Source organism: Chryseobacterium sp. GQ58 (assembly GCF_059758895.1).
In genome coordinates this window covers 1-22,606 of sequence record NZ_JCAXEH010000008.1, presented here as the reverse complement: position 1 = coordinate 22,606, position 22,606 = coordinate 1, and the positions used below count along the sequence as shown (strand labels likewise).

23 protein-coding genes are annotated in these 22,606 nt (G+C 33.7%); 17 read left to right on the top strand and 6 right to left on the bottom strand.

The window, feature by feature from the left end; all coding sequences use genetic code 11:
* Positions 1 to 268 precede the first annotated feature (268 nt).
* From AC6CHK_RS15220 to AC6CHK_RS15195, 6 genes are all read left to right on the top strand, one after another.
* Positions 269 to 1,246, top strand: coding sequence for a sugar transferase (locus tag AC6CHK_RS15220; protein ID WP_498097566.1), 978 nt, complete (start codon positions 269 to 271; stop codon positions 1,244 to 1,246).
* A gap of 3 nt (positions 1,247 to 1,249) precedes the next feature.
* Positions 1,250 to 2,422, top strand: a complete 1,173-nt coding sequence (locus tag AC6CHK_RS15215; protein ID WP_498097564.1) for a hypothetical protein — start codon at positions 1,250 to 1,252, stop codon at positions 2,420 to 2,422.
* 21 nt (positions 2,423 to 2,443) lie between these two features.
* Positions 2,444 to 2,998 (top strand): dTDP-4-dehydrorhamnose 3,5-epimerase, encoded by a 555-nt coding sequence (gene rfbC / locus AC6CHK_RS15210; RefSeq protein ID WP_498097562.1) that lies wholly within the window; start codon positions 2,444 to 2,446, stop codon positions 2,996 to 2,998.
* 40 nt (positions 2,999 to 3,038) lie between these two features.
* The gene (locus AC6CHK_RS15205; protein WP_498097560.1) at positions 3,039 to 4,232 is read left to right on the top strand and encodes a cation:proton antiporter; all 1,194 of its coding nucleotides are present in this window, start codon (positions 3,039 to 3,041) and stop codon (positions 4,230 to 4,232) included.
* Between the two features lie 87 nt (positions 4,233 to 4,319).
* Positions 4,320 to 5,621 (top strand): 30S ribosomal protein S12 methylthiotransferase RimO, encoded by a 1,302-nt coding sequence (rimO, locus tag AC6CHK_RS15200; RefSeq protein ID WP_498097558.1) that lies wholly within the window; start codon positions 4,320 to 4,322, stop codon positions 5,619 to 5,621.
* Positions 5,622 to 6,150: 529 nt separating this feature from the next.
* A complete protein-coding gene (locus tag AC6CHK_RS15195) occupies positions 6,151 to 6,522 on the top strand; it encodes a septal ring lytic transglycosylase RlpA family protein (protein ID WP_498097556.1) in 372 nt (123 codons plus the stop codon).
* A 52-nt stretch (positions 6,523 to 6,574) separates the two neighbouring features.
* Here the strand turns inward: AC6CHK_RS15195 and AC6CHK_RS15190 are convergent, their stop codons facing one another.
* Positions 6,575 to 7,339 (bottom strand): exodeoxyribonuclease III, encoded by a 765-nt coding sequence (locus tag AC6CHK_RS15190; protein ID WP_498097554.1) that lies wholly within the window; start codon positions 7,337 to 7,339, stop codon positions 6,575 to 6,577.
* A 146-nt stretch (positions 7,340 to 7,485) separates the two neighbouring features.
* Entirely contained in the window at positions 7,486 to 9,030 is a 1,545-nt protein-coding gene (gene porX, locus AC6CHK_RS15185; protein ID WP_498097552.1) for a T9SS response regulator signal transducer PorX, read from the bottom strand.
* A 255-nt stretch (positions 9,031 to 9,285) separates the two neighbouring features.
* Here porX and AC6CHK_RS15180 point away from each other — a divergent pair, with 255 nt between their 5' ends.
* The 6 genes from AC6CHK_RS15180 (at position 9,286) to AC6CHK_RS15155 (ending at position 15,349) form a co-directional block, all read left to right on the top strand.
* Positions 9,286 to 10,491, top strand: coding sequence for an HD domain-containing protein (locus AC6CHK_RS15180; protein WP_498097550.1), 1,206 nt, complete (start codon positions 9,286 to 9,288; stop codon positions 10,489 to 10,491).
* Between the two features lie 88 nt (positions 10,492 to 10,579).
* Positions 10,580 to 11,611, top strand: a complete 1,032-nt coding sequence (lpxD, locus tag AC6CHK_RS15175) for a UDP-3-O-(3-hydroxymyristoyl)glucosamine N-acyltransferase (RefSeq protein WP_498097548.1) — start codon at positions 10,580 to 10,582, stop codon at positions 11,609 to 11,611.
* Positions 11,604 to 13,001 carry a bifunctional UDP-3-O-[3-hydroxymyristoyl] N-acetylglucosamine deacetylase/3-hydroxyacyl-ACP dehydratase gene (locus tag AC6CHK_RS15170; protein WP_498097546.1) on the top strand — a complete coding sequence of 466 codons (1,398 nt, stop codon included), beginning with the start codon at positions 11,604 to 11,606 and terminating at the stop codon, positions 12,999 to 13,001. The genes lpxD and AC6CHK_RS15170 overlap by 8 nt, the downstream gene beginning before the upstream one ends.
* Positions 13,002 to 13,790 (top strand): acyl-ACP--UDP-N-acetylglucosamine O-acyltransferase, encoded by a 789-nt coding sequence (gene lpxA / locus AC6CHK_RS15165; RefSeq protein ID WP_498097544.1) that lies wholly within the window; start codon positions 13,002 to 13,004, stop codon positions 13,788 to 13,790.
* A gap of 22 nt (positions 13,791 to 13,812) precedes the next feature.
* Entirely contained in the window at positions 13,813 to 14,376 is a 564-nt protein-coding gene (gene efp, locus AC6CHK_RS15160; RefSeq protein ID WP_498097542.1) for an elongation factor P, read from the top strand.
* Positions 14,377 to 14,446: 70 nt separating this feature from the next.
* Entirely contained in the window at positions 14,447 to 15,349 is a 903-nt protein-coding gene (locus tag AC6CHK_RS15155) for a UDP-3-O-(3-hydroxymyristoyl)glucosamine N-acyltransferase (protein ID WP_498097540.1), read from the top strand.
* A 2-nt stretch (positions 15,350 to 15,351) separates the two neighbouring features.
* Here the strand turns inward: AC6CHK_RS15155 and AC6CHK_RS15150 are convergent, their stop codons facing one another.
* The gene (locus AC6CHK_RS15150; RefSeq protein WP_498097538.1) at positions 15,352 to 15,714 is read right to left on the bottom strand and encodes a helix-turn-helix transcriptional regulator; all 363 of its coding nucleotides are present in this window, start codon (positions 15,712 to 15,714) and stop codon (positions 15,352 to 15,354) included.
* Positions 15,715 to 15,860: 146 nt separating this feature from the next.
* Here AC6CHK_RS15150 and AC6CHK_RS15145 point away from each other — a divergent pair, with 146 nt between their 5' ends.
* The 4 genes from AC6CHK_RS15145 to AC6CHK_RS15130 all read left to right on the top strand — a co-directional run bounded on the left by AC6CHK_RS15145 (position 15,861) and on the right by AC6CHK_RS15130 (position 18,701).
* A complete protein-coding gene (locus tag AC6CHK_RS15145) occupies positions 15,861 to 16,130 on the top strand; it encodes a hypothetical protein (protein ID WP_498097536.1) in 270 nt (89 codons plus the stop codon).
* Between the two features lie 67 nt (positions 16,131 to 16,197).
* Positions 16,198 to 16,983, top strand: coding sequence for a GLPGLI family protein (locus AC6CHK_RS15140; protein WP_498097534.1), 786 nt, complete (start codon positions 16,198 to 16,200; stop codon positions 16,981 to 16,983).
* 185 nt (positions 16,984 to 17,168) lie between these two features.
* Positions 17,169 to 18,041 carry a succinate--CoA ligase subunit alpha gene (sucD, locus tag AC6CHK_RS15135; protein WP_498097532.1) on the top strand — a complete coding sequence of 291 codons (873 nt, stop codon included), beginning with the start codon at positions 17,169 to 17,171 and terminating at the stop codon, positions 18,039 to 18,041.
* 15 nt (positions 18,042 to 18,056) lie between these two features.
* Positions 18,057 to 18,701: a porin family protein gene (locus tag AC6CHK_RS15130; protein ID WP_498097530.1), complete on the top strand. Its 645-nt coding sequence runs from the start codon at positions 18,057 to 18,059 to the stop codon at positions 18,699 to 18,701.
* Between the two features lie 108 nt (positions 18,702 to 18,809).
* Here AC6CHK_RS15130 and AC6CHK_RS15125 read toward each other — a convergent pair whose 3' ends face one another.
* From AC6CHK_RS15125 to AC6CHK_RS15115, 3 genes are all read right to left on the bottom strand, one after another.
* The gene (locus tag AC6CHK_RS15125; protein ID WP_498097528.1) at positions 18,810 to 20,120 is read right to left on the bottom strand and encodes an ABC transporter permease; all 1,311 of its coding nucleotides are present in this window, start codon (positions 20,118 to 20,120) and stop codon (positions 18,810 to 18,812) included.
* Positions 20,121 to 20,124: 4 nt separating this feature from the next.
* Entirely contained in the window at positions 20,125 to 21,036 is a 912-nt protein-coding gene (locus AC6CHK_RS15120; RefSeq protein ID WP_498097526.1) for an ABC transporter ATP-binding protein, read from the bottom strand.
* A gap of 97 nt (positions 21,037 to 21,133) precedes the next feature.
* Positions 21,134 to 21,484 carry a T9SS type A sorting domain-containing protein gene (locus AC6CHK_RS15115; RefSeq protein WP_498097524.1) on the bottom strand — a complete coding sequence of 117 codons (351 nt, stop codon included), beginning with the start codon at positions 21,482 to 21,484 and terminating at the stop codon, positions 21,134 to 21,136.
* Between the two features lie 119 nt (positions 21,485 to 21,603).
* Here AC6CHK_RS15115 and hemB point away from each other — a divergent pair, with 119 nt between their 5' ends.
* Complete coding sequence (gene hemB, locus AC6CHK_RS15110) at positions 21,604 to 22,593, top strand: porphobilinogen synthase (protein ID WP_498097522.1); 990 nt, start codon at positions 21,604 to 21,606, stop codon at positions 22,591 to 22,593.
* The last annotated feature ends 13 nt before the right edge of the window (positions 22,594 to 22,606 follow it).

The following is a 22,606-nucleotide window of genomic DNA, read 5'->3' as shown; positions in this document are numbered from 1 at the left end:
ACAAGAAGTGATTTTATTTCTTAATATCAATATTTTTTGTATATCTTCATTTGAAATTTTACAGAAGTAATAAAATAGAAAAAATACCTCTATTTTTTAAATTACTAATAAAAAAGCAACATTTGTAAAATTAATTTAGTTTATTATAATGTACTGTGGAAAAACTTCCTTAGATTCGCGGAATATTTAAAAACACATGTACAAGATTTAAATTTAATTATATATTGTAGATTTTTATAACACATTTGATAGTATTGTGGAGAATAGTTTGACAAAAGCAATTGTAACGATTAAAGAAAATAGACAGGTTTTTAAAGTAAATGGACTTATAAAAGTCTGCCTTTTCATTAATGTTAGTGATATATCGTTAAAGCTTTTTAAGGATAAAAAATTCAAACGAAAATATAAGGCAATTTTGTACGATTCTCAGCAATCTAGAATAACAATTTCAGAATATCTTGAAAAGTTCAATATTAGATGTATTGTTTTAGAAACATCAAACATTAATCATCTGCATAAAGATATTGCTAATGAAATTGTTTCTGCCAGAAAAAATGGGATTGCTGTATATGATGCTCATGAGTTTTATGAACATGTAAGTAAGAGGATTCCTTTAGTAAGATTAAAAACTAATGAATATCTTATAGATGATATTTTTACAATTGGACAAAAACAGAAAAAATTTAATCTTAAAAGATTTATTGATGTTTTTGTTAGTATCTTATTAATTCCATTTGTTATTCCATTAATACTTTTTGGGTTTCTTCTTGTCATGCTTACTTCACAAGGGGGACTGCTTTTTACTCAAGAAAGGGTTGGTAAAAATTCAATTCCGTTTACAATCTACAAGATCAGAACAATGGTTTCAAAACATAGTGGTGACTTCACAACAAAAAATGATCTTCGTGTAAATGGTGTGGGTAAGTTTCTTAGACTTACTAAGATTGATGAACTTCCTCAGCTGTGGAATATTCTTAAAGGTGAAATGAGTCTTATAGGGCCGCGTCCCGAGAGACCTTATTATGTAGAAATATCTAATGAAGAAAATGCTATGTTTGATTTAAGACATCTTGTAAAACCAGGTGTTACAGGGTGGGCCCAAGTTAACTTGCCAAAAGCAACTCCGAGGGATAATCTTGAAAAACTTGAGTATGATTTATTTTATATTAAAAATTATTCTTTAATCTTGGATATTCAAATACTTTTACGAACAATAAGAGTTATTTTTACATTAAACAGTAATTAGTTTATGACAAAGAGTTTCACATTCTTTTTATTCTTTTTGTTCTTTTCGGGTTTATGCCAAAAAATTCCAATACTAGGATTTCTTGGTGTTCCTGAAGATCATGCTACTCCAAAAAATTATAAAACAATGGAAGGTGCAGGATTTTCTTTAAGTTTAATGACATTTTCAAATCATGAAAATGCCCTAAAAGCCCTTAACGCAGCTCAAAATTCAAATATTAAGCTTATACTCTCTTATCCTGAACTATACTCAGAGCCACAAAAAGTAATTCCTGAAATAAAAAATCATCCTGCTTTAGAAGCCTATTACATGGGAGACGAGCCGTCTCCTACGGATTTCATTGGCTATATCAATTATGCAGAAAAGATTCAAAAATACGATCAATCTCATTTTTTTTATGCTAATCTATATCCAAACTATGTACCTTCACAAAGTATTAAAGGTTTATCTTATGAGGATTATATTACAGAAGCAATAAATAAATTACCATTTTCGTTTATTTCATTTGACCATTACCCTTTAGTTAATAATAAAGTAAGAGGAAACTATTACGAAAACTTAGAAATAATAAGAGAAAAATCCCAAAAGAGCAACAAGCCTTTTTGGGGATTTGCATGTGCTACAATACACTTTGATTATTTAGAACCTAAAATTGAAGGAATTAAACTGCAGCATTTTGCAAATTTGCTTTATGGAGCACAAGGTTTACAATATTTTACTTATTGGACAGATCCTTTTTGGAAAAAGGATTATTCCTATGCTATTGTTGATAGCAAAGGTAACCCTACACCAACCTACAATATTGTAAAAACAGTTAACGAGCAAATCCAGAGACTAGCATGGATTTTCTTGGGGGCAAAAGCTGATGTCGTTTTCCATACTGGGAAAGAAATACCACAAGGAACTAAAAAGTTGAGCTCTCTTCCGGATAGATTTAAATTCTTTTCAACATATGGTAAGAATGCTCTTGTTTCATTTATGACCAATGGAAAAAGAAAATTTATTATTGTCCAAAATAAATCGTTAACGGATGATTTGACATTAGAATACCAATTTGATAAACCTATGAAAAAGGTAAACAATACATCTGGTAAAATAGTCAATCTTTCTATTTCAAAAAGATATAAAACTGATATTTTACCTGGGGATATTCTTATATTCACCTATGGAAACTAGTTTTAAAAGATAAATAAATTCATGAAAATAAAATCTACTCCACTAAAAGACTGCTATATCATCGAGCCCACAATTTTCGAAGATGAAAGAGGCTATTTTTTTGAAAAATTCAACGAACAAAAATTTGAAGAATTAACAGGAATGAATGGACATTTTGTTCAGGATAATATTTCAAAATCTTCTTATGGCGTATTGCGGGGGATTCATTTGCAAAAAGGTGAACATGCCCAGGCAAAACTAGTTTCTTGTTTGGAAGGAAAAGTTTGGGATGTTGCGGTAGATCTTCGAGAAGATTCTCCAACGTTTGGTAAGTGGTTTGGTATTGAGCTTACTGCGGAAAATAAACTTCAGCTATACGTTCCGAGAGGTTTTGGACATGGTTTTTCTGTTATCAGCGAAACAGCCGTGTTTGCATACAAGTGTGATAATTTTTACAATAAAAATTCAGAAGCTAGCGTAAAATATAATGATCAAGATCTCAATATAGATTGGAAGCTGAATGAAGAAGAAGTAATCCTTTCCGAAAAAGATCAAAATGCTCCAAATTTTAAAGAAAATAAGTTTTTAATTAATTAAAACGTATTTTTTTACGAATCGTTTACTTTATATTTGTAGAATGGCAGAAATTATAATTATTGGTATATGTGTATTGTTGCTGGTATCTTATTTTTTTGATATTACTACAAGATTTTCAAAAGTTCCGTCTGTTATTCTTTTACTATTGACTGGTTGGTTTCTTAATCAGATCAGCGGGCTGTTTGATTTTACAATTCCAAATCTGAATAGTTTGCTGCCAATTTTAGGAACTGTAGGTTTGATTTTGATTGTCTTAGACGGTTCATTAGAATTAGAACTCAACCGTTCCAAAAAATCTCTTATTAAAAAAACAATTATAGTTGCGCTTATTCCTGTTCTCATTATTGGTATTGGCTTTGCAACTTTTTTACATTTGGAGTGGGGCTTTCCTTTTAAGCAAAGTTTAGAAAATATCATTCCGTTTTGTATTATTTCGAGTGCGATTGCTATACCAAGTTCTATTAATTTGTCAACATCTAAAAGAGAATTTGTAATTTATGAAAGCAGCTTATCGGATATTTTAGGAGTTATATTTTTTAATTTTGCGACTTTTGGTACTGCAATTACACTTTCCAGTGTGATGGTTTTTACTTGGCAATTTTTTTTAATGTTAATTATTTCGGTTGTCGCATCGCTTATTTTAGCATTTTTGTTAGGCAAAATAGATCACCATATAAAATATGGGCCAATTATTATTTTAACGATTTTAATTTATGAAATCTCAAAAATATATCATCTTCCTGCACTTATTTTTATCTTATTTTTTGGATTAGTACTTGGCAACATCGATGAGATGAAGCATTTGAAGATTTTAAAAAGCTTCAGATTTACAAAAATGAATCGTGAAGTGAGACATTTTAAAGACGTTGTTGTGGAAGCCACATTTATCGTAAGATCTATATTTTTTCTGGTTTTTGGTTTTGTTATTCAAACGGAAGATATTATAAATCCGGATTCTTTGGTTTGGTCTGTTTCAATACTTTTCTTTGTATATCTGATAAGATTTTTGATGTTGAAATTTGCGAAAATGGAAATGTCTCCTTTACTTTTAATTGCTCCAAGAGGTTTAATTACCATTTTGTTGTTTTTAGCTATTGCTCCTGAACAAAGAATTCCGTTTATCAATCAGTCTATAATTGTACAGGTTATTATCATTTCAACACTTATCATGATGATTGGAGTGTTATTCAGTAATAAAGAAATTAAAAAAATAAAAGAACAGCTTCCGGATTAATTCAAAAAATATAAAAATATAAGAACCGATTATGGTTCTTTTTTTTATCACTAAATTTGCAGCCTGAAATTTATCATTCATCAATTTATGAGAACCAAATCTGTAGGTAAGAAAAAAATTAATATCGTAACGCTTGGATGTTCCAAAAATGTTTACGATTCGGAAGTGCTGATGAGCCAGCTAAAGGCTAACGGCAAAGAGGTTGTGCATGAAGACAAGGGAGATATTGTGGTAATCAATACCTGCGGATTTATTGATAATGCGAAAGAAGAATCTATCAATACTATTCTTGATTTTGTTGAGGCAAAAAATAGAGGTGAAGTAGAAAAGGTTTTCGTTACAGGTTGTCTTTCAGAAAGATATAAGCCGGACTTAATCAAAGAGATTCCTGATGTTGATCAATATTTCGGAACAAGAGATTTACCTATTTTATTAAAACATTTGGGTGCAGATTATAAGCATGAATTGGTTGGCGAAAGATTGATTACGACGCCAAAGCATTATGCTTATCTTAAAATATCGGAAGGTTGCGACAGGCCTTGTTCGTTTTGTGCAATTCCTTTGATGAGAGGCGGACACATTTCAACACCGATCGAAAAATTAGTAAAAGAAGCTCAAAAGCTTGCAAAAGTTGGCGTAAAAGAATTGATTTTAATTGCGCAGGATCTTACGTATTACGGTTTAGATATTTACAAAAAAAGAGCATTGGGCGAGCTTTTAAAAGAACTTGTAAAAGTTGATGGAATTGAATGGATTCGTCTGCATTATGCTTTCCCGAGTGGTTTTCCGGAGGATGTTTTAGATATTATCAGAGAAGAGCCGAAGGTTTGCAATTATATAGATATTCCGCTTCAGCATATCAATTCCGATTTGTTGAAATCGATGAAACGCGGAACAACGCACGAAAAAACCAACGCTTTATTAGACAAATTCCGAGAAAAAGTTCCACACATGGCAATCAGAACTACTTTAATTGTGGGTTATCCGGGCGAAACTGAAGAAAGATTCCAGGAATTGAAAGAGTGGGTAAAAGAGCAGAAATTTGACAGATTAGGGTGCTTTACCTATTCTCACGAGGAAAATACGACTGCACATGTTTTGGAAGACGATATTCCGCAGGAAGTAAAAGAAGCAAGAGTAGAAGAGATTATGGAGCTCCAGTCGCAAATTTCATGGGAAAAGAATCAGAAAAAAATTGGTGAAGTTTATAAATGTGTTTTTGACAGAAAAGAAGGAAATTATTTTGTGGGACGTACTGAATATGATTCTCCGGACGTGGACAATACGGTTTTGGTGGCTGCTGATAATACTTACATTTCAATTGGTGAGTTTGCCAATGTGAAAATCACTTCAGCCGAGGAATTTGATTTGTACGGCGAGCTTGTTTAAATATAATATGAAAACCAATGATACATTCATTGGTTTTTTTTTTAGTTGGGTCAAATTTAAATTGAATCTACAATTTAAGCTTAAAATTAATTAAGCAAGTAATAAAGAAATTCTCCAAAACTTTTTCCGGCAGTAAATATCATTAAGCCGGATAGCGCTAAAGCTACAAAAAACAGGGGTTTGTTGTTTTTAAGTTTTTCCATAATTAATGTATTTAAATAATTAGTTGAATGCATTTTTAAAATGTTACAAAGCTATTTATATAAATTGTGAATATTATTAATTGCCTCATTATCAATATTTTATATTGTTTGCTGTTTCATGATTATACATTGGTTAGTTAATTATGTTAACTTTTAGGGTTTAATTTTAACGTTTTTTAACAACATGCTTTAAAAGCTCTATTTATAAGGGGTTGCGACAATAATTAACATATATTTAATTTTTTATTAACTTGTTTTAACATTTCGAATAGTGTGTTTACGAGTTTCAGTATACTTTTGCCTCGTCAAACAAGTAAAAGTTCAACATGATGAAAAGATTCATTCTCGTAATCATAATGATGATTTCAACACTAGGTATTTATTCTTTCAAGAACAATGCCGAAGATGCGAAGAAAACAAGTTATGCGTCGTACTACCACGACAAATTTAATGGTAGAAAAACAGCCAGCGGAGAGATTTTTGATAATTCAAAACTTACCGCAGCGCACAGAACGCTTCCTTTTGGGACCGAACTTAAGGTTACCAATCTGAGAAATGGAAAAGAGGTAATTGTAACGATTAATGATAGAGGGCCTTTCCATTCAGCAAGAGTTTTAGATATGTCTAAAGCAGCGTTCGATGAAATCGGAGATATCGATCGCGGTACCATTCCGGTGGAATATGAAATTGTCGACTAAATTTATGATTTAAATTAAAAAGCCAGCTCAATTGAGCCGGCTTTTATGTTTTTTAGACGTTTATTTCTACCAAAGCAGGGCAATGATCAGAATGTGCAGCTTCTTTTAAAATAACAGCTCTTGAAAGCTTGTCTTTTAATGAATAGGAAGTAAAATTATAATCCAGTCTCCAGCCTTTATTTTTTGCGCGATAATTTTGCCTGTAGCTCCACCAGGTATAATTATCCGGATCGCTATTGAAAAACCTGAAACTGTCAATCAATTCACATTCTTCAATGAAGTTGGTCATCCATTCTCTTTCCATCGGCAGAAAGCCAGAAACATTCTTTAAACGGATCGGATCATGAATATCGATCGCTTCATGACAAATATTAAAATCTCCCGAAATAATAAGATTTGGTATTTCTTTCTTTAGGTTTTTAATATATTCTAAAAAATCGTTGCAAAACTGCATCTTAAAACCAAGTCTTTCGATATTCGAAGCCGAAGGCACATATACCGAAATCGCAGAAAATCCGTCAAAATCTGCACGGATAATTCTTCCTTCATTATCATAGCTTTCGATTCCGCAGCCGTATTCTACATGATTGGGTTTCACTTTTGATGCAATTCCGACACCGCTGTAGCCTTTGCGCACGGCAGAATGCCAATAACTGTGATATCCTATTTTTTCAAGGCTTTCGATATCTATCTGGTCGTTTCCGGCCTTACTTTCCTGAATACAGATAATGTCCGGATCGGCGGTTTTCAGCCAGCCTAAAAAATCCTTCGTAAAAGCCGCTCTGATTCCGTTGACGTTGTAGGTAATTAATTTCATTTGGAGATAGTTTAAAGATCAAAAGGATCGCGCAATTTTATTAAACTTAAAATTCACACAATTTTATTATTCAAAAATATAAAAAATCGGGCGGAAAAAATCGAAGATTTTTTCCGCCCGAGCTTCAAATAATAACTATGAAAAAATTATTTTGGTTCTAAAATACTTATCGGAATAATACATTCTTCAAGAGAAATTCCGCCATGCTGATAAGTTTCTTTATAATAATTTACAAAATGATTATAATTTTTAGGATAAGCTAAAAATATATTATTCTTTGCAAAAATATATTTGGAACTGAGATTTCCTTTTGGTAAGAATACTTTTTCGGGATTTGTAATTGCCCAAACATCTTTATCGTCGTAAGTAAGACTTTTTCCTGTTTTATAACGAATATTGGTAGATGTTTCACGGTCGCCGACAACACGGCTTGGTTTTTTTACATAAACTGTTCCGTGATCGGTGGTTATTACAAGCTTAAATCCACTTTCTGCAGCGAGCTTAATGATTTTAAGTAAAGATGAGTTTTCAAACCAGTTTAAAGTTAACGAACGGAACGTTTTATCATCCCGAATAAGCTGATCTACAATATGATTATCGGTTTTTGCATGCGACAGAATATCGATAAAGTTGTAAACGATTACCAAAAGATCATTGTTTTTGTGCTGATTGAAGTCGTCGTAGATTTTTCTTTCAAAATCTGCATTCAAAACTTTCAGATATTTCATTGATTTGGAATTCAAACCAATTCTTTTCATTTGATCTTCTAAGAAATCACGTTCATATTCGTTTTTATTTCCGTCTTCATTATCGTTAAACCATTTATCTGGAAAACGCTTTTCAATTTCTGAAGGCAGCAAACCCGCGAAGAACGAATTTCTCGCATATTGAGTTGCCGTCGGAAGAATACTGTAATAATAATCTTCCGAAACCTTGTTGTAAAATTTTGTGAATAAAGGTTCGATTACTTTCCATTGGTCATAACGTAAATTGTCGACCATCAACAAAAGCACTTTATCTTTTTCAACTTCAGATTTTATTTTATCCTTAAATAAAGTATGGCTCATCATCGGTTTATCAGAACCGTTCAACCATTCTTCATAATTGTTTTCGATAAATTTGGCAAACTGAATATTGGCTTCTTCCTTTTGGGACTGCAGAAGATCTGCAAATTCGTTGTCGGCAACTTTGTCGAACTTTATTTCCCAATTCAGGATTTTCTTGTAATATTCTGCCCAATCCTGATAGGTTCTCAAGTAAGAAAGCTCCATTGAAAGGTTTCTGAATTCTTGCTGGTATTGAAGAATTGTTTTCTGCTCTACCAAATTATCTTCCTGAAGATTTTTCTTTAATGATAATAATATTTGGTTGGGATTTACAGGTTTTAAAATATAATCTGCGATTTGAGAACCAATGGCTTCTTCCATGATGTGTTCTTCTTCGCTTTTCGTCACCATTACTATTTTTAAAGAGCTGTCTTTATTTTTAATCATAGGAATAGCTTCCAGTCCGGAAATTCCGGGCATATTTTCGTCAATAAGTGTTAAGGCAAATTTTTCTGAATCCATCAGTTCTAAAGCCTCATTCACATTATTCACCGGGGTCACATGGTAACCTTTCTTTTCTAAAAATACGATATGAGGTTTGAGTAAATCTATTTCATCATCGATCCATAATATCTTTTCCGACATAAAAATTTAATTTTTTCTTTGTTTAATATATCAAAACTGTGACCAAAAGCCCTTAACAAAAGCCAAATTGAAGCTTTGAATAGTTAAATCTTAGTTAAAGAATTTTCAATTATTGTTGTAACAAATTAATGTATGAAGATAGTGCAATTAGTCCAGTTTTGTAAACAAAATTCAATAAAATGTGGGAAAATATCATTTTCTGTTTCCTTAATTTACGTTTTAAAAGTATAATTTTGCAGTAATCACAGTATTTATATGCAGAATAAGCTAAAAATTATCAACGATCCGGTTCACGGTTTTATAAGAATTCCTCACGAGATTTTGTTCGATATTATTGAGCATCCGTATTTTCAGAGATTAAGAAGGATTTCTCAGACCGGACTTTTAAATTTGATTTTTCCTGGAGCTACGCATACAAGATTTCATCACGCGATTGGTGCAATGCATCTCATGTTTACAGCCTTGGAAACTTTAAAGCAAAAAGGAATTAAAATTTCGGAAGAAGAAGAAAAAGGAGCAATGCTGGCTATTTTGATGCACGATATTGGTCACGGCCCGTTTTCTCATGCTTTAGAAAGTATGTTGATGCACGATTGGCATCACGAGAACCTTTCCTTATTATTAATGAACAGGTTGAATGATGAATTTGAAGGTCAATTGTCAATTGCTATCGAAATGTTTCAGGGGAAATATCACAGAAAGTTTTTCAATCAATTAATAAGCTCACAATTAGATGTCGACCGACTGGATTATTTGAAAAGAGACAGTTTTTTCACAGGAGTTTCCGAAGGGAATGTGAATACGCAAAGAATTATCTCAATGATGAATGTTTGTCAGGACGAGCTCGTCATTGATGCGAAAGGTGTTTATTCTATCGAAAATTTTTTGATGGCCAGAATGTTTATGTATTGGCAGGTATATTATCATAAAACATCGGCTTTGGCAGAATTTATTTTGGTTAAAATATTGAAAAGGGCAAAATATTTAGTTTCTCAAGGAATAGATTTACCGGCTGCCGAAAATCTAAAATATTTCTTGAGCCGAGGAAAAAGCCTTGCAACAGATGAAGATGTAGAAAGATTTACACAAATGGATGATAATGATATTATTCAGGCGATGAAATTGTGGCAGAATTCTGAAGATTTTATTCTTTCTTATTGGTGTAAATGCGTTATTGAGCGAAACCTTCCGAAAACGATTATTTCTTCGCAACCTTTTGAAAAAAAGTTTATTGAAGAAAAAATAAGAAATACGAATGAACTTTTTGGAATTGATAATGCCGAGGAATTGGTGCACGAAATCGAAAGAAGTTTATTACCATACGACACCAAAAAGCAGCCGATTTATCTTTTGCAGAAAAATGGCAAAATCATAAAACTTGATGAGTCTGAAGATCAGCTTTTATCAGGGTTAATTGGCAGTAATACAACAAGATATATACTTACTTTCCCAAGACAGTAGAAGAAAAAAGTCTTAAAGAATCTTAAAATCTATATTCCTGAAACTAAAAAATGATTACGAATAACAGAAATTCTTATCTTTGCAGAATATGGAATTCACAGCTTCGCAAATTGCGAGTTTTATTGACGGAAAAATTATAGGCGACGAAAATGCGCTTATCACAGGAGTTTCGCCTATTGAAAACGGTGAAGTCGGGCATCTTTCTTTTATTGCCCAGGCAAGGTTTTCACATTATTTGGATACTTCAAAATGTTCAGTTCTTATTGTTTCAGATAATATTTTAGAAAAAGATAATTACAAACAGACCATTATTGCTGTAAAAGATGCTTACCTTTCCTTTCAGGTTCTGATGAATCTGTATCAGGAAATGAGAGGCAGAAAAGAAGGCGTGGAAGACGGAGCTTCTATACACGATACAGCTGTAGTTGGTGAGAAAGCTTATATTGGAGCTTTTACCTATATTTCTGAAAAAGTAAAAATTGGCGAAGCAACACAGATTTATCCGCAAGTTTACATCGGAAAAGGTGTGAAAATTGGTAAAAACTGTAAAATTGACAGCGGAGCCAGAATTTATGATTATTGTATTATTGGTGATAATTGTATTATTCATTCGAATACTGTAATCGGAGGCGACGGATTTGGTTTTCAGCCGACAGCGGAAGGATTCAAAAAAATTCCTCAGCTGGGAAACGTAATTATAGAAGATGATGTTGAGATTGGCTCAAACTGTAGCATAGACAGAGCCACGATAGGCTCCACAATCATTGGTAAAGGAACCAAAATAGATAATCTGATCCAAATAGCTCACAATGTGAAAATAGGTCAGAATAATGTAATTGCAGCACAAGCCGGAATTGCAGGATCTACAACAATTGGAAACTGGAACCAGATTGGCGGTCAGGTTGGCGTCGTGGGACATATAAAAATAGGAAATCAGGTCAAAATACAGGCTCAAAGCGGAGTGAATTCTAGTGTAAACGATAAGGAAACCATGTACGGCTCACCTGCAATCAGCTACAACGACTATTTGAGAAGCTATGTTCATTTCAGAAATTTACCTGAAATTGTAAAACGAATAAATAATCTTGAGGATAACTCAAAAGATCAAACTAATGAGTGATATGCAAAAAACACTTCAGGAAGCAGTTACGCTTTCCGGAATTGGCCTTCATACTGGTAAAGAAGTAAAATTGACCATCAGACCTGCCAAAGAAAATACAGGTTTTATTTTTGTAAGAACAGATTTGGAAGGGCATCCTCAGGTAGAAGCTGATGTGAACTATGTTGTGGCAACAGAAAGAGGAACTACTCTTGAGAAATTAGGAGTAAAAATCAATACTTGTGAGCACCTTTTAGCTGCGTTGGTGGGATGCGATATTGATAATGCCATGTTGGAAATGGACGCTTCAGAACCGCCGATTTTAGACGGATCATCAAAGTTTTTTGTTGAAGCGATAGAAAGTGTTGGCGTTGTAGAGCAGAATGTTGCGAGAGAATATCTTGTGGTAAAAGAAGTTCTTAGCTACAGCGATCCAGCAACTGGTTCAGAAATTACGATTATTCCATCAGATAATTACGAGATAACGACAATGGTAGATTTTGGGACCAAAGTTTTGGGAACTCAAAATGCTACTTTAAAAAATATTTCAGAGTTTAAAGAAGAGATTTCATCTGCAAGGACGTTTAGCTTTTTGCATGAGTTGGAAATGCTTTTAGATCACGGTTTGATCAAAGGAGGAGATATTTCTAACGCGATCGTTTATGTAGATAAAGATCTTACTCCGGAAACGACAGAAAAACTAAAAAAAGCCTTTGGTAAAGACAATGTATCGATCAGACCAAACGGAATTCTTGATAACCTGACTTTAAATTATCCTAATGAAGCTGCAAGACACAAATTATTGGATGTAATTGGTGATTTGGCTTTGGCTGGTGTTAAGATTAAAGGTAAAATTATTGCCAATAAGCCTGGACATTTTGTAAACACACAGTTTGCAAAAAAATTAAATCGCCAGTGGAAACTGCAAAAGAAAAAAAACGTGCCTGATTTTGATTTAACGAAAGAGCCGGTTTATGATATCAACGGAATTATGAAGTTGATGCCTCACAGACCGCCGTTTTTATTGATTGACAAAATTCTTGAACTTTCAGATTCTCATGTTGTAGGTTTAAAAAACGTAACAATGAATGAGCCTTTCTTTGTTGGGCATTTCCCTAAAGAACCCGTAATGCCGGGAGTTTTACAGGTTGAAGCTTTAGCTCAGACAGGAGGTATTTTGGTATTGGCGAGCGTACCGGATCCTGAAAATTATTCAACTTATTTCATTAAGATTGATAAAGTAAAATTCAAAAGAAAAGTAGTTCCCGGAGATACTATGATTTTCAAAATTGAATTAATTGAACCCATCAGAAGAGGAATCGTACACATGCAGGGATACGGATATGTAGGAGATACTGTGGCGGTAGAAGCCGAACTGATGGCACAAGTAGCAAAAAATAAAGTTGATTAAATGATCCATCAATTAGCAGCCGTAGATAAGCGTGCGAAAATCAGCAAAAATGTAGTTGTAGAGCCATTTACAACCATTGCAGCGGATGTAGAAATAGGGGAAGGAACCTGGATTGGTTCCAATGTCACTATAATGGATGGAGCAAGGATCGGAAAAAATTGCAGGATTTTCCCTGGAACTGTAATTTCTGCTATTCCTCAGGATTTAAAATTCGATGGTGAAGACACCCAAGTGATCATTGGAGACGACACGACAATCAGGGAATGCGTTACGGTAAACAGAGGAACAAAAGCTTTAGGTTTTACGAAAATCGGAGCTAATTGCCTGATTATGGCGACATCTCATATTGCTCACGATTGCATAATAGGCGATCACGTGATTATCGTAAACGGTTGCGGTATTGCGGGACATGTTGAAATAGGTGATTTTACGGTGATGGGAGGGCTTAGTGCCGTTCATCAGTTTGGTAAAATAGGAAAGCATGTCATGATTTCCGGCGGTACTTTAGTTAGAAAAGATATTCCGCCATATGTAAAAGTTGCCCGCGAACCGATGGCGTATGCAGGAATTAATTCTGTAGGTTTGAGAAGGAGAGGATTTACCAATGAGAAAATTTTCGAGATCCAGAAAATATACAGAGCAATCTTTCAGATGAAGATGAATGTTTCGCAAGCAGTTTCACACATTGAAAAAGAAATGCTTCCAACTGCTGAAAGAGACGAGATTCTTCAGTTTATCCAAAATTCTCCGAGAGGTATTGTAAAAGGATACGGAACAGGTAAAGAATAATATAAAATATAGATAAAAATTAATGGCAACAAGTAACGATATAAGAAAAGGTCTTTGCATAGAGTATAGCAATGATATTTTTAAAGTAATCGAATTCCTTCATGTAAAACCGGGAAAAGGGCCGGCTTTCGTAAGAACAAAACTGAAATCTGTAACCAACGGAAAAGTGATTGATAATACCTTTTCTGCAGGTCACAAAATTGATGAAGTGAAAGTGATTACAAGAAAATTCCAATATTTGTATGAAGATGATAATGGTTTTCATTTTATGAATAATGATGATTTTTCTCAGATTTATCTTGATAAAGAAATGATTGAAAATTCGCAATTCATGAAAGCCGGTGAAGAAGTTACCATCATCCTTAAAGAAGCAGATGAGGCTCCGCTTTCGGCAGAACTTCCACAATCTGTTTATTTAGACGTTATCGAAGCCGATCCGGGAGTGAAAGGAAACACGGCAACCAACGCTTTGAAAAATGCAATAGTTGAGACTGGCGCAAGAGTAATGGTTCCGTTGTTTATCGAGCCGGGTGACAAGATCAAAGTGAGCACAGAAGACGGTTCTTACTTGGAAAGAGTAAAATAATAACAAAATTATAGCCGGAAGCTGGAAGCAAAAGTCTTCCAGCTTCTGTCTTTTAACTCCGCACTTATTTATGAGATTCCATTCTCCTCAAAAGCTTAAGACAATTGCAGATTTAATCGGAGCAAAGTTTATTGGTTCCGAAGACTTTGAAGTTTTAGGAACAAATGAAATTCACCGTGTAAAGCCCGGCGACATTGTTTTTGTAAATCATCCTAAATATTATGATAAAGCTTTAAATTCGGCAGCAACGATTATTTTAATTGATAAAGAAGTTGAATGTCCTGAAGGAAAGGCGCTTTTGGTTTCTGAAGATCCTTTCGCGGACTTTAATAAGATTAATACATATTTCACGAAAATATATAATTTTACAGATGACCTTCATAATGCTGAAATTGGTGAAGGAACAAAAATACATCCTTCAGCAGTTATCGGCAACAACGTTGTAATTGGAAAAAACACTATAATTTTTCCTAATGTTGTGATTGGTGACCGAACTGTAATTGGCGATAATGTTATCATTCAGTCAAACACTGTTTTGGGCGGCGACGCTTTTTATTACAGAAAATTAAACGGAAATTTTGATCGTTTAATTTCTGTCGGAAATGTAATTATCGAAAATAATGTTGAAATAGGAAACAGTTGTACGATCGACAGGGGAGTTACAGATTCCACCATTATCGGCGAAGGTTCGGTGTTGGATAATCAGATCCAGATCGGCCATGATACGGTGATTGGTAAAAAGTGTTTGATTGCTTCTCAAGTTGGTATTGCGGGCTGCTGCAATATTGGTGATGAGGTAACTTTATGGGGGCAGGTTGGTATGGCTTCAGGAAATGCTATTGAAAGCGGATCTGTAATTCTAGGGAAAACAGGAGTCAACAGAGATCTTAAAAAAGGAACTTATATCGGAATGTTGGCAGAAGATTTTAAAACATACCTTAAAAAAGAAGTTAAGCTGAGGAATTTGGAGTAAAATTATTTTTTGCTCCAATTTTCCTTTAGCTCGTCATTCTCTTTTTTCAGAACCTTTATGTAGTCCAAAATATGAGCGAGCATTTCTTCGTTCACATCGTTGTAATAATTGTAGTTGCCAAAATTTTCTCCTGTAGCATGATTTTCAACATTAATTACTACTTTTTGTTCATTTTCTTGGAAAATATCATCTTCTGAAACTTCTAAACATGCAGCAAGCTTTTGCCATTCAACTTTAGTTATTTTTATTTCTCCGTTTTCTTTACGACAATAGGTGGTTGTTGTCCTGTGTATTGCTTTAGCTGTTTCCTCTTGTGTAAATCCTTTGGCAATGCGCGCATTTTTCAATTTTTCTTTAATCATCATTATGTGTAATATTACAAAATTACATAAAAGTGCATAAATATCATGCAAATTGCGCAATAAATAGACAGTAAAAAAGCAATAGGTTTTGCTATTTTTTACACATTTGTTTGGTATTTTTGTAATGTTTAACGAAAAATATTAACATTATGAAAAAATTATTATTAACTTTACCTTTCCTAACTGTAGGGTTTGCGAGTGCTAATGTTACTTATGCATCAAGTAGTGAGAATTGTTATAGTGATGTTCGAATTCTAAAAACGCATACAATTACTTTTCAACTTTCTTGTAGGAATGTAATTTGCACAACTGAAAAAGAATATACTGATGCTCAACTCCAAATAGCAGCCGCTGGTTTAGAAGAAACTTTTTGTAATACAACTGGTAGTCCAAAAGATTTCGAAATAGTAAGGAATTAACTTATTTTTAAAATTCAATTTCATCCAAAAATGAAATTGAATTTCTTTTTAATCAAATTTTATTTTTATGAAAAGCAAAGTAATAACATTTATTTTAGTTTTGTTTAATATTCTTTCATTTTCTCAAGAAAAAGTTGATATTTCAATTTCCTATAAATTAACTTATAAAATAGATTCAACATCAGAAAAAGTAAATAAGGAAAATTTTATTCTTTTTGTTAATAAAGAAAAAAGTATGTATGAATCTATAGCAAAATATTTTAAAGATTCATTATCAGAACAGCCAAATCAAAATCAAGCAGCTATAGCTATTAAATACGGTACAGAAAATGACTATTATATAATTTATAATTCGAAAGACAAAGTGTTAAGTCACTTTCAACCAATTTTGGGTTCTAATATATATTATTCTACCAACTATAAAATACAGTGGAAGATCGAACAAGAAACAAAAGAAATTTTAAATTTAAAATGTCGAAAAGCAACTACAAAAATGTTTGGTAGAAAATGGATTGCTTGGTTTGCAGAAGAATATCCATTACCTTTTGGTCCATATAAATTCAATGGATTGCCAGGTTTAATTCTTGAATTATATGATTCAAAAAACTATTATAATTTTAATGCGTACTATATTAAAAAGGAAAAGAACACATTAATAAATTTTAACATTCAAAATGATTATACAAAAACAACAAAAGAAAAATTTTGGGAATTAGTCTTTAAAAATAAATTTGATGTAGATTATAAATATAGAGATTTTACATTTCAAGATCCAAATGTGATTCAAACTATGCGCAAAAAAATGATCGATAAACAAAAAATATATAACAATCCTATAGAGTTAATACACTAAGTGGTTTTTTGTAAAAATGGTGTACAGAATAAAAGATTATCTTAAATTTATAGTTTAATGAGCTTTTTGAACGATTGCAAATTTGCAATCGTTTTTTGTAATCTAAAAATCATCTTTTTTCAAAGAAAAATAAGTAAATTTGTGAGCATTAATAAAAAGATAAAATAAATTAAAACAACAATAAAATGTCAATTTTAGTAAACAAAGATTCTAAAGTAATTGTACAAGGATTTACAGGGAACGAAGGTACTTTCCATGCAGGTCAGATGATTGAATACGGAACCAACGTAGTAGGTGGTGTTACTCCCGGAAAAGGAGGAAGCGAGCACCTTGGGAAGCCGGTATTCAATACTGTTGCCGATGCTGTTGAAAAAGCAGGAGCTAATGTAAGTATCATTTTCGTACCGCCTGCATTTGCTGCAGATGCTATTATGGAAGCTGCTGAAGCAGGTATTAAAGTTATTGTATGTATTACAGAAGGTATTCCTGTAGCGGATATGGTAAAAGTAAAATCGTATATCGCAGACAGAGATTGCAGATTGATCGGACCAAACTGTCCGGGAATCATCACTTCTGAAGAAGCTAAAATTGGTATTATGCCAGGTTTCGTTTTCAAAAAAGGCAAAGTAGGAATTGTTTCAAAATCAGGAACTCTTACTTACGAAGCAGCTGATCAGGTTGTAAAAGCAGGTTTTGGTGTTTCTACAGCAATCGGAATCGGTGGTGACCCAATTATCGGAACTACGACAAGAGAAGCTTTAGAATTATTCATCAACGATCCTGAGACTGATGCGGTTGTAATGATCGGAGAAATCGGTGGCGGATTGGAAGCTGAAGCTGCAAGATGGTACAAAGCAAGCGGTTCTACAAAACCTGTTGTTGGTTTCATCGCTGGGCAAACTGCTCCTAAAGGAAGAACAATGGGCCACGCAGGTGCAATCGTAGGTGGTGACGAAGATACCGCTCAGGCAAAAATGGAAATCATGAGAGAAAACGGTATCAACGTAGTAGATTCCCCTGCTGACATTGGTGTTACCGTTGCAAAAGTTTTAGGATAATAAACCAAAATTGATATGAAAAAACTTTTATTAGCCTCCGCTTTATCACTTTCTACTTTATCTTTTGCACAAATAGATCTAAGCAGTACAAGATTTGGTGTTACAGCAGGTGGCAACTATTCCAGAGTTAAAAATGCACACAATCCCTCGGGTGCAAGATTCGGATTTCAGGGTGGCGCTTTGGCGCTGATTCCTATGGGAAAAGACAATCAGTTTTACCTTCAGCCTGAAGTCGTTTATTACGGCGCCGGCGAGTCGGGTAAAGATAAGGATGCTAAGGGTATTGAAGGTTATGATGCTGTTTATGCAAATAATTACATCAGTGTTCCTATTTATTTCAAAGGATATTTTTCTGAGGCAGAATCAGAGTTCTTTGGAATGGCTGGCCCAAGATTTAATTTTTTAATAGATCAAAAAGTAAAGAATGAATCCCGTGAAATCTACAGAACAGACCAGCTGGGTAAAGCAAGTTCATTTAACTTTGCAATAGGCGTTGGTGTAGGATACAGCTACAAAAGACAGCTCGAATTGGCTTTAAAGTATGATTTTGGTTTGTCAAATACCTATCCGGATTTGGACGAAACCAAATTGGATGCTAATTCAGCTAAAAAGAAATCTGAGCAGGTTCTTAGTTTAAGCTTAAGCTACATTTTCGAATAAGGTTTTATTCAAAATATAAAAAATCCCGAAACTTATTGGTTTCGGGATTTTTGTTTTTAAGTCTTATTTAGATTTTTGTTCGAATTACTATTTTAAGATAATCTAAATTTAACTTCTTATCCACTTCCAAAGTTCCTTTAAGGTCGCTTTATTTCCATACATCAAAATTCCGACTCTGTAAATTTTACCTGCAAGGAAGATCATAAAAATGGTTGTTACCAGCAATAAGCCAATCGATAAAGCAATCTGCCACGCCGGAACTCCGTAAGGTATTCTCGCAATCATCGCAACAGGCGACGTGAAAGGAATAATAGAAAGCCAGACACCTAAAGGCCCGTCGGGGTTATTCATTACAGAAAAACTTCCGTACATGCCCAAAGTCAATGGAAGAATAGCAAATAAAGTAAATTGTTGAGTTTCTGTTTCGTTGTCAACCGCAGAACCGATTGCTGCATAAATTGAACTGTAAAAAATATAACCAAGCAGAAAAAAAACAATAAAAACAAAAATGATTAATGGAAAATTAAGTTCCAATAAGCTGTGCGAAACCTGTGTTGCAATTTGAGCCACGTCAAGCTTACTCATCATATCTTCATCTCCTCCCGGAATATTTTTTTGAATAGACGAAAAGCCTGTATTTAGAATCAGTGCGCCGATTACAGACATTGAAATCCATATAATAAACTGCGTTAAAGCCACCATCGTTACACCTAAAATTTTGCCCATCATCAGTTCAAAAGGCTTTACGGAAGAGATGATAATTTCTACAACACGGTTGTTTTTCTCTTCCAGGACGCTTCTCATCACACGCACGCCATAAATGATAATAAACATAAATGTAACGTACATCAGCCCCATACTTAGGCCGGTTTTTACGCCAAATGTAAGATCAGAATCTTCCTTATTATCATCCGAAACGTTAATGGTTTTCAGGTCAAAACTTTTATCAAGATTATTGAGCTGCGATTCTGCAATGCCAAGCTGCTTTATTTTTTCTTTCTTTACAACATTACTTATATCCGAAATGATGCGCTGCTTCGTGTCAAATCCGATTTTAGTATTGATAACCAGTCTTGTATTTTTTTCAAGATCATCAAAATTTTGAGTGTTCATTTCTGGCAAAACCAAAATACCATCCAAAGACTCGTTGCCTTTTAGATTTTTTATTTTAGTTTTTTCTTCAATTACAGGTACAAAAACATAATTGATCTTGTCGGTAGATTTCAACTGATCTTTAAAAATTCCGCTGTTGTCTACAACTTCTATAATTGTGTGGGATTCGTTGGCTTTAAACATCAATCCGATTACCGCTCCGAAAGCAATGATCATCACGGGTGCCAATAAAGTAAGTATAATGAAAGATTTTTTCTTTACCTGCGTAAGAAATTCTCTTTTTGTAATTAAAAAAATATTATTCATAAAATTAAGAATGATTACCTACGGCATTAATAAAAACTTCGTTCATGCTTGGAATCTTTTCGTCGAATGATCTCACTTTTCCCACATGCACAAGATCGGATATGATGCTGTTTTGATCGGCTTCATTTTTAAGCTCGAATGAAACAAGGCTGTTTTCGGTGGATAAATTGAAAATTCCGTATTTGTTTTTAAAATTTAAAAGTTGATCTTCATTCACTTCCGAAAGAGTGATCCCAAAAATATTTTTTTTAAATTTTTCTCTTACATCAAAAACTCTTCCGTCTATAATTTTTTTAGAATTGTCGATCAATGCTACATAATCACACATTTCTTCAACGCTTTCCATTCTGTGTGTTGAGAGAATGATGGTTGTTCCGTTATTCTTAAGTTCAATGATCTGATCTTTGATTAAATTGGCATTTACAGGATCAAAACCGGAAAAAGGTTCATCCAGGATTAAAAGATGTGGCCTGTGTAAAACTGTTACCACAAACTGTATTTTCTGAGCCATTCCTTTCGAAAGTTCAGAAAGCTTTTTCTTCCACCATTGATCGATGTGAAGCTTTTCAAACCACTTTTTGGCTTCATTTTGAGCTTCGTTTTTGCTCATTCCTTTTAGTTCCCCAAAATAAATAATCTGATCGCCGACGCTCATATTTTTATATAAACCCCTTTCTTCGGGCATATATCCGATGTCCTTGATATGATTGGGATTGAGCTTTTGTCCGTTAATAAAAACATCTCCGGAATCAGCCTGAGTTATCTGATTAATAATTCTTATAAAAGAAGTTTTTCCTGCGCCGTTGGGTCCCAAAAGACCATAAATACTTCCTTTTGGCACATGAATGCTAAAATCTTCCAAGGCTGTTTTTTTTCCTGCATTGTAAGTTTTAGTAATATGTTCAGCTTTTAGCATTTAATTGTTTTTGCAATTAGTATAAAAATATTCCGAAAGTTACGGAATAGAGATTGCCTGTAAAAGAAAAAATCCTGATGATTATCAGGATTTCATATTATTGTTTTACTATTTGAGTAACCTTTTGAGTATTGTCGCTGAGAATATAGCGGATCAGATACTTTCCGGGCTTTAATCTTTCAATGTTGATTTCCGCTTTATTGGTGTTCACCGAATAATTAGCAACCTGAGTTCCCAATATAGAATAAAACGTAACATTTTTTATTTTTAAAGAAGAATCTTTTGCTTTAACGATTAAAAAATCCTTTGCGGGATTTGGGTATGCAATAAGAACTCCATCATCTGACTTTTGCGAGATAGAACCAGGCTCTCTGAGCTGTGCCTTCAAATTGCCGGAAAAACCAACAAAAGTGCCTGTAAATATGAATAAGAGTAGAAGTTTTTTCATCAACGTATAATTTGCATAAATATTACTAACAAAAATAATAAATTATATAATCACCCGCAAGACTTATTTACGGAAGTTATATTAAATTTGCAATAAATTATTCAAAAAGTATTCCAAAAATGATACATTCAAGAAATAGAAGGCTCAGAACAAATGAGTCTGTGAGAAGCTTGGTAAGAGAAAATACACTTTCGACAAATGATTTTGTAATGCCGATCTTCGTGATGGAAGGAGAAAATAAGCAGGAAGCAATACCGTCTATGCCGGGAATTTTCAGACGAAGCATTGATTTGACGGTGAAAGAATGTCGAGAATTGTTTTCTTTGGGTGTAAAAGCAGTCAATCTGTATATGAAAGTATCGGAAAACCTGAAAGACAATACAGGAAAAGAAGCATGGAATAAAAATGGACTGATGCAGAATACCATCAAAGCAATAAAAGACGCGCTTCCGGAAATGATTGTGATGCCCGATGTAGCTTTGGATCCTTACTCAATTTACGGCCACGACGGAGTTATAGAAAACGGTAAAATTGTAAATGATGCTACCAATGACGCGTTGGCGAGAATGTCGGTTTCCCACGCTGAAGCCGGAGCTGACATTGTGGCACCAAGTGACATGATGGATGGCAGAGTTTTGACCATTCGTGAAGCTTTGGAAGAGAATGGATTTACAGATGTTGGAATTTTAAGCTATTCCGCAAAGTATGCAAGCTCTTTTTATGGGCCTTTCCGAAGTGCTTTGGACAGTGCGCCAAAAGACAATATAGAAATTCCGAAAGATAAAAAAACATATCAGATGGATTTTCACAATTCCCGTGAAGCATTAAATGAAGTTTTTAAAGATATTGATGAAGGCGCAGACATTATTATGATCAAACCTGGACTTCCTTATCTGGATATTGTTTCTAAAGTCCGTGAAGCAATTGATCTTCCGATTGCAGTTTATAATGTAAGCGGAGAATATGCAATGGTGAAAGCGGCTGCTCAAAATGGCTGGCTGGATAATGACAAAACAATTATTGAAAGTTTGACTTGCTTCAAAAGAGCCGGAGCGGATATGATTTTTACCTATTTTGCAAAAGAAGCGGCGATGATTTTAAACAAGTAATTTGAAAATCATA

Bases quoted from the DNA above. Each gene is read 5' to 3' on its own strand.
- AC6CHK_RS15215 (WP_498097564.1), top strand. From the start codon at position 1,250: ATGACAAAGAGTTTCACATTCTTTTTATTCTTTTTGTTCTTTTCGGGT.
- rfbC (WP_498097562.1), top strand. From the start codon at position 2,444: ATGAAAATAAAATCTACTCCACTAAAAGACTGCTATATCATCGAGCCC.
- AC6CHK_RS15205 (WP_498097560.1), top strand. From the start codon at position 3,039: ATGGCAGAAATTATAATTATTGGTATATGTGTATTGTTGCTGGTATCT.
- rimO (WP_498097558.1), top strand. From the start codon at position 4,320: ATGAGAACCAAATCTGTAGGTAAGAAAAAAATTAATATCGTAACGCTT.
- AC6CHK_RS15195 (WP_498097556.1), top strand. From the start codon at position 6,151: ATGATGAAAAGATTCATTCTCGTAATCATAATGATGATTTCAACACTA.
- AC6CHK_RS15190 (WP_498097554.1), bottom strand. From the start codon at position 7,339: ATGAAATTAATTACCTACAACGTCAACGGAATCAGAGCGGCTTTTACG.
- porX (WP_498097552.1), bottom strand. From the start codon at position 9,030: ATGTCGGAAAAGATATTATGGATCGATGATGAAATAGATTTACTCAAA.
- AC6CHK_RS15180 (WP_498097550.1), top strand. From the start codon at position 9,286: ATGCAGAATAAGCTAAAAATTATCAACGATCCGGTTCACGGTTTTATA.
- lpxD (WP_498097548.1), top strand. From the start codon at position 10,580: ATGGAATTCACAGCTTCGCAAATTGCGAGTTTTATTGACGGAAAAATT.
- AC6CHK_RS15170 (WP_498097546.1), top strand. From the start codon at position 11,604: ATGAGTGATATGCAAAAAACACTTCAGGAAGCAGTTACGCTTTCCGGA.
- lpxA (WP_498097544.1), top strand. From the start codon at position 13,002: ATGATCCATCAATTAGCAGCCGTAGATAAGCGTGCGAAAATCAGCAAA.
- efp (WP_498097542.1), top strand. From the start codon at position 13,813: ATGGCAACAAGTAACGATATAAGAAAAGGTCTTTGCATAGAGTATAGC.
- AC6CHK_RS15155 (WP_498097540.1), top strand. From the start codon at position 14,447: ATGAGATTCCATTCTCCTCAAAAGCTTAAGACAATTGCAGATTTAATC.
- AC6CHK_RS15150 (WP_498097538.1), bottom strand. From the start codon at position 15,714: ATGATGATTAAAGAAAAATTGAAAAATGCGCGCATTGCCAAAGGATTT.
- AC6CHK_RS15145 (WP_498097536.1), top strand. From the start codon at position 15,861: ATGAAAAAATTATTATTAACTTTACCTTTCCTAACTGTAGGGTTTGCG.
- AC6CHK_RS15140 (WP_498097534.1), top strand. From the start codon at position 16,198: ATGAAAAGCAAAGTAATAACATTTATTTTAGTTTTGTTTAATATTCTT.
- sucD (WP_498097532.1), top strand. From the start codon at position 17,169: ATGTCAATTTTAGTAAACAAAGATTCTAAAGTAATTGTACAAGGATTT.
- AC6CHK_RS15130 (WP_498097530.1), top strand. From the start codon at position 18,057: ATGAAAAAACTTTTATTAGCCTCCGCTTTATCACTTTCTACTTTATCT.
- AC6CHK_RS15125 (WP_498097528.1), bottom strand. From the start codon at position 20,120: ATGAATAATATTTTTTTAATTACAAAAAGAGAATTTCTTACGCAGGTA.
- AC6CHK_RS15120 (WP_498097526.1), bottom strand. From the start codon at position 21,036: ATGCTAAAAGCTGAACATATTACTAAAACTTACAATGCAGGAAAAAAA.
- AC6CHK_RS15115 (WP_498097524.1), bottom strand. From the start codon at position 21,484: ATGAAAAAACTTCTACTCTTATTCATATTTACAGGCACTTTTGTTGGT.
- hemB (WP_498097522.1), top strand. From the start codon at position 21,604: ATGATACATTCAAGAAATAGAAGGCTCAGAACAAATGAGTCTGTGAGA.